This is a genomic window from Neptuniibacter sp. PT8_73 (genome assembly GCF_047778045.1).
In the GTDB taxonomy this organism is placed as follows: domain Bacteria; phylum Pseudomonadota; class Gammaproteobacteria; order Pseudomonadales; family Balneatricaceae; genus Neptuniibacter.
This window is the reverse complement of the sequence record NZ_CP180545.1, coordinates 1,322,747-1,334,087: the sequence shown is the minus strand read 5'-3', so window position 1 is coordinate 1,334,087 and position 11,341 is coordinate 1,322,747. Positions and strand designations below refer to the sequence as shown.

The following is an 11,341-nucleotide window of genomic DNA, read 5'->3' as shown; positions in this document are numbered from 1 at the left end:
CCTCCTAAAGGAGTACACTGCATTCAACCTTCAGCTTAATTTATTAATTAAGCAGATCATTATTTATATGCTGGATGCTATGGCTACTCAAACTAGCGAAGCTTCAATAGATATCCCTCTACTTGAAGTTATTCGTGAAAGCATGATGGATGCTGTTTATTTGATCGACCCCGAAAGCTCAAACATTATTTGGGTAAACAGGGCTGGTTATAAAGATCTACAGATGGAGCAAAAAGAAGTTTTGCACCATTCGGTACTCTCGTTGCAAAAAGATGTTCATTGCCATGAGCACTGGTCAAAAATAGCCGATGTTATCCGCCAAAATAAGAAATTCACCTTTGTCGGTAGCCATATACGAAAAGATGGCTCCGAACTCCCTGTCGAAGTAAACACCTCTCTGATTGAGCACCAAGGTAAAGAGTATTTCCTTTCCGTCGCTCGAGATATTAGCACTCGTCGCGCTATAGAAGCTGAAACTCAAGAACGCTCAGAACAGATTTGGTTTGCGGTCAATGCCTGCACTGACGGACTCTGGGACTGGGAGATAAACAGTGATCACGTTTATTTTAGTCCTCAACTAAAAAAGATGCTGGGCTATGGCCCGGAAGAGATGCAACCGGTTGTTGATACTTGGAAGAACAATGTTCACCCTGAAGACTTACCCATGGTGTTACAGTCGTTAGAAGAACATATCCAAGGTAAACGTGAGCGCTATGAAGCGACTTATCGTATGAGCAATCGTAATGGTCACTACATCTGGGTCCATGATTTAGGCTGTATATCTTTGCGTTCTTCCTGTGGAAAGCCCATGAGGGTTACAGGCATGGTTAAGGATATAACCGACTACAAGCAGCAAGAATTTAAACTCTTAGAACTAGCCGCCTACGACGAACTTACCAAACTGCGTAATCGCCGAGAGTTCAAACGCATCTTTGATATACAGCTAGACTTCGCCAAACGACATGAAAGTTCGCTAAGTCTCTGTTTATTTGACTTCGATTATTTCAAAACCATTAATGATCAATACGGCCATTTAGCGGGAGACTTCGTCTTAAAAGAAATCTCGCGTATTTTAATCAACAATATACGAAGCACCGACTTCCTATTCCGTTGGGGCGGTGAGGAGTTTGCACTGATCTTGGCTAATACCAGCTTGAATGAAGCTGAAGTTCTAGCTGAGGAATTAAGAAAGCTACTGTCTCAACAAGTATTAAATTATGCAGAGCATAAGATAAAAATCACAGGGAGCTTTGGTGTAGCATCTTACCCTGAATATGGAAAAAACCAATCCGAATTGTTTTTGGCTGCAGACTCGGCTCTGTACCAAGCGAAATCGAGAGGAAGGAACCTCGTCTGCTCACCAGAATCAGAAATAATTCTTGAAAAGAATTAAACCTCTTCTACCTCTGCATCATGTTTCAAACGATAGCAAGGCTGGTATTCCTGATAGTTGATTTTCATTCTTCGTTGATCAACAAAAGAGCCTAATAACTTATCCATCGAAGCCATAATTGCTGGCTCACCGCAGATTTCGAATGCGCCAAACTCTTCAATTGCTCTAATTCCTGGTTCTTTAACATTACCCGCAACAATACCGGATAAGGCACAACGTAGATTAGCCGCTAACTCAAAGTCGGTCTGATCTTTGATTAGCTTTAGGCTCGCCATATTTTCATGGTTTGGTTCGAAAGGTTGTTGGAAAGATTCAGGAATATGCATCTGCCAGTTGTAATGGAAAGATTCACTGGTGGCCTTACGATAACGGGTCACCTGCTCCAATCCTTCACGCATCACTTCCGCCACTTCGTGGGGATCATCAACAATAATCTGATATTTGCTAGCCGCCTCATCACCCAACGTAGAACGAATAAAATTATCGACCGTTTCGAAATACTCTTCGCTACCCTCAGGTCCCGTCAATACAAGTGGGAATGGTAGGCTGTGATTTTTTTCATGCAGGAGAATACCCAAAATATAAAGGATCTCCTCTGCGGTGCCTGCGCCCCCAGGAAACACCACAATACCATGACCTAAGCGAACAAAAGCTTCTAAACGCTTTTCAATATCTGGCATGATAATGAGTTCATTTACGATCGGATTTGGGCTTTCAGCTGCAATAATACCGGGCTCTGAAATACCGACGTAACGCCCCTCTTTTTGACGTTGCTTGGCATGTGAGATCGTCGCCCCTTTCATTGGGCCTTTCATCGCTCCTGGGCCACAGCCAGTACAGATATTAAGTCCACGTAGGCCCATCTCATAGCCAACTTTTTTGGTGTAATCGTACTCAATACGATTAATGGAATGACCACCCCAGCAGACAACGAGATCTGGTTTTACATGCGGACGAATCGCGCCAGCATGGCGAAGAATATGAAAGACCATATTCGTAGTCGCTTCCGATTCGGTAAGACCAGAACAGCGATGATCTAACTCTGTACCAACGTAAAGTAAGTCACGTAAAACAGAGAAAAGGTGTTCGCGAATACCTGTGATAATTTCACCATTCACGAAGGCTGTGGCGGGCGCATTCACCAATTCAAGTTGAACACTTCTATGCTTTTGACTGATTTTGATATTAAATTTTGCATACTTATCTAAAACCAGCTTAGTACTATCTAATTCACTACCACTATTCAAAACTGCCAAAGAACACTGGCGAAATAGGCGAAATAATCCCCCCTGACTGGCATCCTGCAATTGATCCACTTCATAAGGAGAAAGAGAATTAAGGCTTTCTAAGGGGGTAATACTGGTCGTAACGTATTGCTCTGTCATCATAATGACCACCTCCATGGATCGAGCTAAATAAATCCTGTTTAGCCGATCCAAAAATAACTTTTCGGCTGAACATCACTTTCGTTCTTCTTATTAACGACGGCGACAATGTGCTTAGTCTTAAACTTCTGCTGTTAAGATTTTGTGAATACACGAATTAAATAAAGAGACTGAAAGATTGGGGTAAGATTCACAAACAGCAAATTTTTAGACAGCCGACAACTCAGTGAAGTTCCTTAAGAAACTATAGACAGCATCTGGCAAAAATCAAAAAATCCACTTATAAATCAATCAAATATTTCAAATCTGCTTGATAATATCCGCTACAAATTCAGGCACAACTTCACTCGCAGGACCATAAATTCGGTGATCAAAAGCTGATTCTACCCTTGATGGTTCCAAGTTCAGTTCTACCGTCAACGCCGAAGATCTTCCTGCTACTTCTACAAATCCAGCCGCTGGATAAACATGACCAGACGTACCTATGGAGATAAACAGATCGCAGCTTTCTAATGCCGAATAGATCTCGTCCATATACATGGGCATTTCCCCAAACCAGACAATATCCGGTCTCAATGTGCCCGATAGATCACAACAGTCACAACGATCACTTGGCTCCGTTAGCCCCGTCTCTTTATAGACCTGACCAGAATCACTACAACGCATCTTTAACAACTCACCATGCATATGTAACAAGTTCTGACTCCCCGCCCTCTCATGCAGGTTATCGATATTCTGTGTCACCAACATAAACTGTCCAGGAAACGCCTTTTCTAACTCAGCTAAAGCGATATGAGCGGCATTAGGTTTCACTGGTTCCGAAAGCAATTGCTCTCTACGTTGGTTATAAAAACGATGAACAAGCTGCGGATCACGCACAAAAGCTTCTGGGGTAGCAACATCCTCTACTTTATGGTCTTCCCACAAACCATCTTCAGCACGAAATGTCCGAATGCCTGATTCAGCGGAGATTCCTGCACCGGTTAATACCACAATAGAATTAATTGCCATCTTTAAAATCCTTCAAAGCAAATTTGTCACTTGTCATTCAACTGGAACCTATGTATTACTAAGCTATCTTACATAGTAATAGCTGTGCTAATTCAGATTCAAATTTGTCTTAGCTTAGTATTCAGCAATTATCTGAGACTTCGTGGTGGATCATATTTCACAGTACGTCAGTTACAGAATAATCATTACGACTCTGAAACCTACAGAGCCTATCTCTAAGTCAGCAGTGTACTCTGCTGTGCTTGAAGTAGCTAAGCGCCTTCAAAGCTCTGGACGCTATCGGCCTCTCCATAACGAATTTAAAAAGCCCCAAACACACTCAATCTTTGATCAGTTCGAACTTTCTAATTTTTATAATTTCATTAGCTCACATCTTCCCTTCGGCTATATAAGGAACCGGCTATGACTGCCTCTAAACTCTATATACTCGACACCAACGTACTTCTTCATGATCCTAAGTGTCTGTATGAATTTAAAGAACAGGACATCACTATTCCGATGACTGTTTTAGAAGAGTTAGATGACATTAAGGACCGAAAGAAAAATGTATCTCAAGAAGCTAGGGCCGCAATACGGGCCATAGACGACATTCTTAGTCATGCTGATGATGCAGCGGCAATCACCAAAGGGGTCGATATATTTATCCCGATAACCGCTGTAAACAGTGAAAAGAAATTAGGCCAACTCAGTATCTTTCCCGATCATGAGTTAACAGCTCGCCAAGGTTTTTTGCCACAGAATTCCAATAAAGATAATCAGATCATAAACTGCGCACTTCATCTCCAAGCGACCAACCCTCACCGCGATATTATCTTAGTCACCAAAGATATTAATATGCGCTTAAAAGCCTTAGGTGCGGGGCTAAAACGGGTTGAAGATTATCGTACCGATCAGCTGGTTTCCGACATTGAGCTTCTACCCGCCGGGCATAGCAATATGGAAGGCAACTTTTGGGAACGCGTCGACGATATCAAAAGCTACCAAGAGGGCAGCCATACTTACCATCAATTTGCCCAATCAGTGCTACCTGAAACTTACCCTTGCGAATATATCTACGATGATTCAGAGGAGTTTGCTGCGCGCGTATCTTCAGTACGCGATGGTCAAATCACCTTAAGAGACTTAGGTGTCGATCGCTTAATGCAGCAGAACTGCTGGGGCATAGAACCGATTAACGTATTCCAAGCATTTGCTATGGATGCAGTCTTAGACCCTGACCTCGATCTTGTCATTCTCAATGGTGCAGCAGGTTCTGGTAAAACATTGATCGCTCTTGCTTGCGCTTTAGAGATGGTGATTGAACAGCAGCGCTACAACAAAATCATTGTGACTCGCTCTACCCCACCCGTTGCCGAAGACATTGGCTTTTTACCGGGTACGGAAGAGGAGAAGATGACGCCTTGGCTAAGTGCAATCCAAGATAATTTAGAGGCTATGCACGAACACGACGAACGTCCGCAAAGCAGCGTGAAATACGCAATTGAGAAAGCAAATATTCAATTTAAGTCGCTGAACTTTATCCGCGGCCGCAGCATTCAAGAAGCGATTGTACTCTTAGATGAAGCGCAAAACTTAACGCCGTCACAGCTAAAAACCATCGTAACCCGTTGCGGTAAGGGCTCGAAGATTATCTGTTTGGGTAACCTCGCGCAGATCGACTCGAATTATCTAACGCCTCTCACTTCCGGCTTAACCTATCTAGTTGAGCGTTTTAAAGACTACGAAGGCGCTGCGAATGTTCATCTAGAAGGTATATTCCGCTCAAGACTGGCTGAATACGCAGAAGAACACCTCTAATCTGAGGTTTCGATTAGTCGCTCTTTAGGCCTTTCCACATACCTTAATTCATGTGGGAAGGCTTAAAAACCAGACAAGAACTACTGTTTAACTTTTAATCTACATTAGAATCCTTATAATTAGCTCTCTGTGATTTTTAACCTCTTTTCATTTTTTAGTGGTGCTAAAGATCACATATTGTTTTAATCCTCCCCGGATATATAACCGGGTAAGCCCTTTCTTACCCGGTATTTTTTTCAGAAAACGACTTCAAAATAACGTATCGCCTAATGCTTTCCTTCATACAGCGCTGCCTTAGCTCACTACTAATTGGATTGGTAAATATCTACCGGTACCTTATCAGTCCTGTTATCGGCCCTCGTTGTCGTTTTCACCCAACCTGCTCAAACTACATGATTGAGGCAATTAAACTGCACGGCCCTTTTAAAGGCGTTTGGCTGGGTTTAAAACGACTTAGCAAATGTCACCCCTACAACGACGGCGGTTATGACCCTGTACCTATGCCTAAAAGCTGCTGTGACCATCACACCGAGCAAGATTCATCCTCCAGCAAATAACAGATTATTCTTATAAACCTAAACAACTGCCCTATATTTTATTGTTGAATTTGAGCTTTTTGATTAGGTATCAGTAAGTTATTTCCTTTGACACCTTTCAGCGAAGCATCTATAGGGTTTAAGATAAGAATCTAACCCCTAGGAATAAGCTGGATATTATGTTCACACCGCTGTCAGTTATTCTGTACGTTACCGTTTACATGGGCATCCTATTTGCTATCGCGCAGCTGGTAGAAAAGAGGATTAAAAATAAGGGTGAGCAGAGTGCAGGAAATCCCTGGATTTATGCCCTCTCGCTAGCGGTTTACCATACCTCTTGGACCTTCTATGGCAGTGTAGGGTTTGCTTCGAATTCGGGGCTGCTCTTTTTCAGTATCTACGGAGGGGCATTAATTGGTATCTGTTTCTGGTGGTATTCGCTCAGACGGATGGTACAAGCCAAAGAAACCTTCCGCATTACCAGTATTGCCGACTTTATCTCCACCCGTTATAACCGCTCTCAAAAGATCGCAGCCCTCGTTACTATCATCGCTTTAATCGGCATAGTTCCTTATATATCCCTGCAGCTAAAAGCGATTATCAGCTCTTTCTCAATCATCACCGACACCCCACAAACAGGCTCGGCATTCGATCTATCGGGCTGGATGGTGACGATCTTCATGATCTGTTTCACCATTATCTTTGGGGTCAGACGCTTAGATCCAACTGAACGCCATCAAGGCATGATCGCGGCCTTAGTTGCCGAATGTATCGTTAAAATTATTGCCTTTATCGCCGTTGGTTTCTTTGTAACTTACACCCTTTTTGATGGCTTCGGCGATATATACAGTCGAATACAAACCGCTGGTTTAGAGCACCTAGTAAGCATGAACCACGGTGAAAATAGTGGTGTGATGTGGATCACTCTACTGATCTTAAGCTTCGCTGCGATTCATACACTACCACGCCAGTTCCACGTCTCAGTGGTCGAGAACTCCAACAAAAACCACATTAAAACTGCTATGTGGCTCTTCCCTGCTTATATGATAGGTATCAACATCTTTGTGGTACCTATCGCAGCAGCTGGATTATTAATGGGAATGCCCGCCGAAAACGCGGACTTCTTCGTACTACTTTTACCGCAACAAGCTGGCAGTGAAAGCCTAACAATCTTAGCCTTTATTGGTGGTTTTTCTGCAGCAACGGGCATGATCATCATCACAACGATGACGCTTTCAACCATGGCATCTAACCATCTTATTTTGCCGACCTTAGAAAGAATCCCTGTGCTACAACCATTACGTAGCTACCTTCTTCAGCTTCGCTGGGTGATGGTGTCTTTGATTCTTCTCGGCAGCCTCTGGTTTGCAAAAGAGTTTGCAGATTCCTACATTCTTGCAGCTATCGGCCTTCTTTCTTTCGTGGCGGTTCTACAGTTTGCGCCAGCTCTGTTTGGCGGTATGTTCTGGAAAAAAGGTAATAGCCTTGGTGCCTTCTTAGGGCTACTCACGGGCTTTATTATCTGGACCTACTGTCTACTCATTCCAACCTTCATTAAACATGGCTGGTTTACAGAGGCACTGTTAGTTCAAGGCCCATGGAATATTACTGCGCTGCGCCCAGAAGCTTTGTTTGGCTTAGACGGACTACACCCTGTAAGCCATGCGGTATTTTGGTCACTTATTTTTAATATTGGCAGTTACATTATTGGCTCAATTATCTTTAGCCCTAATAAAAGCGAAAGAAATCTAACTACTGAATTTATCAGTGCAATGAACTCCTCCCATTCGCGCCGAGCAAGGCCTACAGGGTTAGATGCCTATATTTCACTGCAACCGAAACTGGAAGAAGCACATAGCCTACTCTCAAACTATCTGCATGAAGATAAAGCCGAGAAAGAGGTCCGTACTATCGCTGAAGACCTTCAGGTTATTGATAAGCTGCAAATTACCATTATTGAGCTGGTAGAGTTCCATCGTATGGTAGAGCACGTCCTAGCCGGTTCTATAGGCGCTGCAAGTGCCCATAAGGCGATTGAAAATACAATCCGCTACAACAGTCGTGAAGAAGCTGACCTTAAAGCGCTCTATAGCCATATAGTCACAGAGCTACAATCAACCGAGAAAGAAAGCGCTACAGGTAGCGATGATAGCCATTCTGGCTATGGCTTAATCGAAGACCTACAAACTCAGATTGATGACTTGGAAGATCAGCTCGCAACGCAACAAAAAACGATCAGTAACATGGAAGTGAAGCTGGAATCACGCTACGAAGAGATCTTTAAGTATCGACTCGAAGCGCAAAAGTCTAAACAGGACAATGCTCAATTAAGAAACGAGCTTAAGAAGATACTACGAGATCGATCAGACGGCGGTTACTCTTCTGAAACTGAGCAGTCCGAGTAAAGCTACAAACTAGAAAGAAAGATAAAAAAAAGAGCCTGATAAATCAGGCTCTTTTTTAGAAGGAGAAAAGAGAAGCTTACGCTTGCTCTTCTTTGTGAAGATGTACATCCATCTGAGGGAAAGGAATGCTGATACCTTCCTCGTCAAAACGCAGTTTCACAGTTTCAGTTGTATCCCATAGCACTGCCCAGTAATCAGCAGAGTTTACCCAAGGGCGAACAACAAAGTTCACGCTGCTATCAGCTAGCTCAGACACAGCAACAACTGGTGCAGGATCTTTCAAAATACGCTCATCTGCAGCAATGATTTCGTTCAAGATCTCTTTTGCTTTGCGCAGATCATCGTCGTAGCCAATACCGAATACCATATCTACACGACGCGTATCGCGAGCAGAGTAGTTTGTGATTACACCGCTGTAAATTGCACCGTTAGGAATGATTACTTCGCGGTTATCGCCAGTACGCATGATCGTATTGAAAATCTGGATATGTTCAACAACACCTGCAACACCCGCCGCTTCAACGAAGTCGCCTTCACGGAATGGCTTGAAGATGACAAGCATTACGCCTGCCGCAAAGTTCTTCAGGGAATCTTGTAGAGATAGACCGATCGCTAGACCAGCAGCACCCAATAGTGCGATTAGCGATGTTGTATCAACACCTAGCTGGTTTAGAGAGGCAACAATTACGAAGAGTAGTAACGCTACACTCGCAATTGAGGAGACAAAGTTTACCAACATGTCTTCAACTTTGGCTTTACGCAGTACACGCTCAAGCAGTTTGATTACCTGCTTAACGACCCAACGACCAATGAAGAAGATAGCCAGTGCAAGCGCAATATCCACAATCCATGGAAATACGTAAGCATCAAAGAAGTTATCCATTAAGGTTCCCCTGAGAAAGATCTTAAAAAAAGTGAACGAATTTAATCAAAACGAATCTGAACAACAGCCAAACAGGCTGCTGAGGCTGTCTCGCTTCCGGGTATTCTGCACTATTTATTCTTAATTAGAAAAAATGAAATCAGAATAACCCCAAAAACAACCTGTTAAGCAACCAGTTTAATCCGTACAATATGCCAAATTCTAGCGTTCAAACAAATGTATCAATGAAAAAGTTACTACTGACTTCTCTCCTACTATTTTCTGTATCTGCTCAAGCGGAAAAAGGTCATATTGCAGACGATGCAATGGTCTACGTGCATAACGGCCCGAGTAATGAATATCGAATCATTACCCGCATTAAAAGTGGCTCCGCTGTCACGATCCTTAAACGGGACCCTAAAACTAAATATGCGCAGATCCGTATGCCTCAAGGCCGTATCGGTTGGGTAGAACCTTCTGCGATTGATTCTGGCGATAGCATGTCAGTACGCTTGCCTAAGCTTCAAAGCAGCTTAGAGAAAAGCCAAACAACCGTGACAGAGCAAGCTCAGCAGATCGAATCCCTACAGCAAGAATCTGCAGCATTAAAAAGAGATAATCAGACACTAAGTACTGAAGTCCAAGAGCTTAAGGCGTCTATTAAAGATCTTAACTTTAAGATCGAATCAAGCGATGAGAGCAATCTAATGCGCTGGTTTACACACGGCGGCCTAGTTGCGCTAGGTGGTGTATTCCTCGGTTTGATCCTTCCTTACTTCCCTAAGCGTAAAAAGCGTAAGGATGAGTGGTTCTAATCACTTCAGCTTATACACACAAAAAACCGGAGTTCGAACTCCGGTTTTTTTATTGTGTAAAAAGGACTTCAATCAATAAAAAAATCTAAATTTATCGATCATTCTCCTTGACATTAATTACAGCCCTGTAACTTTACACGCAATAGCTGACTGGCCACTCAAAAACAACTTTTCTCATAGAAATTCGCCTAAAAAACCTTTTAAATCATAGAGATAAACTATTGATTACTTTTTAATCAATTCGTTAATCGCAAGGTTTTATCGAGCTTTAACGAAGTTCGATAGGAGTTGTTTACAAGGTTATCCACAAAGATTGGGGACAAACCTTCCATCCCCCGAAATCACGCCTTTTCAGCCCAATTTGTGCGGCGCAAAATAGTATTCACAACACATATTAATGATCTTAAAGTCCTACAAAAAACCATACCTTCGCTCATATAGCTCTCTTTAAGATGTTCCATAAAAAGAACCAATCGATTAGATAAACAGATCTAATTGGGATCAATCAGCCGCCTCTGTTTCAATTAATACATCACTTAAACGGAGGAAGACAGATGAAACGTATTACTATTTTTGGTCGTGAAGGTTGTGGTTTTTGTTCCCGTGCAAAACAGATTTGTGAAATCAAACAGCTAGATTACCGTTATATCGATATCCACCAGGAAGGCATCAGTAAAGCAGATCTAGAGCAAACAGTGGGTAAACCAGTAACTACCGTGCCTCAAGTATTCTGCGGCCAAGAACATATTGGTGGTTTCACTGAGCTAGAAGCTTATTTAAACGCACAGGGGGTTTAAATTACTCCCTGATGCCCATATAACTGTTTAGGTATTAGGACAACGGCTAAGATTTTTTCCATATTAGCCGCTAAATAATGATAAGCCTGTTTATTGAGTTATACTGCTAGACAGTTGTACTGGTCTTTCACCAGTTAGGAGTGAGTTATGATGACATTTGCTACATTGGTTGCCATCGCAGCAGGCGTAGTTTTCTTGTATTCCTTAGGAAACAACACGCCACGTGTACAACCTATTCGTATTGAGAATGAGCAACACCCACAGCATCCAGCGCGTCGTCGCCGTTAATCCATTACCGCTGTGATATAGATAAGAGCCTGACTTGGGTACAACACCTGAT

10 protein-coding genes are annotated in these 11,341 nt (G+C 42.7%); 7 read left to right on the top strand and 3 right to left on the bottom strand.

Annotation, left to right across the window (positions count from 1 at the left end; translation table 11 throughout):
- The first annotated feature begins 79 nt into the window (after positions 1-79).
- Positions 80-1,393, top strand: coding sequence for a diguanylate cyclase (locus tag ACMXYN_RS05805; protein ID WP_415893907.1), 1,314 nt, complete (start codon positions 80-82; stop codon positions 1,391-1,393).
- On the opposite strand, the gene ppnN is transcribed toward ACMXYN_RS05805, so the two are convergent.
- Positions 1,390-2,781, bottom strand: coding sequence for a nucleotide 5'-monophosphate nucleosidase PpnN (ppnN, locus tag ACMXYN_RS05800; protein ID WP_415893906.1), 1,392 nt, complete (start codon positions 2,779-2,781; stop codon positions 1,390-1,392). The two genes, ACMXYN_RS05805 and ppnN, sit on opposite strands and share 4 nt — an antisense overlap.
- Positions 2,782-3,078: 297 nt before the next feature.
- Positions 3,079-3,789 carry a Sir2 family NAD+-dependent deacetylase gene (gene cobB, locus ACMXYN_RS05795; protein WP_415893905.1) on the bottom strand — a complete coding sequence of 237 codons (711 nt, stop codon included), beginning with the start codon at positions 3,787-3,789 and terminating at the stop codon, positions 3,079-3,081.
- A gap of 402 nt (positions 3,790-4,191) precedes the next feature.
- Here cobB and ACMXYN_RS05790 point away from each other — a divergent pair, with 402 nt between their 5' ends.
- From ACMXYN_RS05790 to ACMXYN_RS05780, 3 genes are all read left to right on the top strand, one after another.
- Complete coding sequence (locus tag ACMXYN_RS05790; RefSeq protein ID WP_415893904.1) at positions 4,192-5,586, top strand: PhoH family protein; 1,395 nt, start codon at positions 4,192-4,194, stop codon at positions 5,584-5,586.
- Positions 5,587-5,855: 269 nt separating this feature from the next.
- Positions 5,856-6,143 carry a membrane protein insertion efficiency factor YidD gene (yidD, locus tag ACMXYN_RS05785; RefSeq protein ID WP_415893903.1) on the top strand — a complete coding sequence of 96 codons (288 nt, stop codon included), beginning with the start codon at positions 5,856-5,858 and terminating at the stop codon, positions 6,141-6,143.
- 158 nt (positions 6,144-6,301) lie between these two features.
- Complete coding sequence (locus ACMXYN_RS05780; protein WP_415893902.1) at positions 6,302-8,527, top strand: hypothetical protein; 2,226 nt, start codon at positions 6,302-6,304, stop codon at positions 8,525-8,527.
- Positions 8,528-8,603: 76 nt separating this feature from the next.
- Here ACMXYN_RS05780 and ACMXYN_RS05775 read toward each other — a convergent pair whose 3' ends face one another.
- A complete protein-coding gene (locus ACMXYN_RS05775) occupies positions 8,604-9,410 on the bottom strand; it encodes a mechanosensitive ion channel family protein (protein ID WP_415893901.1) in 807 nt (268 codons plus the stop codon).
- 224 nt (positions 9,411-9,634) lie between these two features.
- Here ACMXYN_RS05775 and ACMXYN_RS05770 point away from each other — a divergent pair, with 224 nt between their 5' ends.
- The 3 genes from ACMXYN_RS05770 (at position 9,635) to ACMXYN_RS05760 (ending at position 11,289) form a co-directional block, all read left to right on the top strand.
- A complete protein-coding gene (locus tag ACMXYN_RS05770; RefSeq protein WP_415893900.1) occupies positions 9,635-10,204 on the top strand; it encodes a TIGR04211 family SH3 domain-containing protein in 570 nt (189 codons plus the stop codon).
- Positions 10,205-10,758: 554 nt separating this feature from the next.
- On the top strand, positions 10,759-11,001 hold the full coding sequence (locus ACMXYN_RS05765) for a GrxA family glutaredoxin (RefSeq protein ID WP_415881706.1): 243 nt from the start codon (positions 10,759-10,761) through the stop codon (positions 10,999-11,001).
- 147 nt (positions 11,002-11,148) lie between these two features.
- Positions 11,149-11,289, top strand: coding sequence for a hypothetical protein (locus ACMXYN_RS05760; protein WP_415885180.1), 141 nt, complete (start codon positions 11,149-11,151; stop codon positions 11,287-11,289).
- Positions 11,290-11,341 lie beyond the last annotated feature (52 nt).

Excerpts from the sequence above, each read along its gene's own strand:
- ACMXYN_RS05805 (WP_415893907.1), top strand. The coding sequence starts at position 80 with ATGGCTACTCAAACTAGCGAAGCTTCAATAGATATCCCTCTACTTGAA.
- ppnN (WP_415893906.1), bottom strand. The coding sequence starts at position 2,781 with ATGATGACAGAGCAATACGTTACGACCAGTATTACCCCCTTAGAAAGC.
- cobB (WP_415893905.1), bottom strand. The coding sequence starts at position 3,789 with ATGGCAATTAATTCTATTGTGGTATTAACCGGTGCAGGAATCTCCGCT.
- ACMXYN_RS05790 (WP_415893904.1), top strand. The coding sequence starts at position 4,192 with ATGACTGCCTCTAAACTCTATATACTCGACACCAACGTACTTCTTCAT.
- yidD (WP_415893903.1), top strand. The coding sequence starts at position 5,856 with ATGCTTTCCTTCATACAGCGCTGCCTTAGCTCACTACTAATTGGATTG.
- ACMXYN_RS05780 (WP_415893902.1), top strand. The coding sequence starts at position 6,302 with ATGTTCACACCGCTGTCAGTTATTCTGTACGTTACCGTTTACATGGGC.
- ACMXYN_RS05775 (WP_415893901.1), bottom strand. The coding sequence starts at position 9,410 with ATGGATAACTTCTTTGATGCTTACGTATTTCCATGGATTGTGGATATT.
- ACMXYN_RS05770 (WP_415893900.1), top strand. The coding sequence starts at position 9,635 with ATGAAAAAGTTACTACTGACTTCTCTCCTACTATTTTCTGTATCTGCT.
- ACMXYN_RS05765 (WP_415881706.1), top strand. The coding sequence starts at position 10,759 with ATGAAACGTATTACTATTTTTGGTCGTGAAGGTTGTGGTTTTTGTTCC.
- ACMXYN_RS05760 (WP_415885180.1), top strand. The coding sequence starts at position 11,149 with ATGATGACATTTGCTACATTGGTTGCCATCGCAGCAGGCGTAGTTTTC.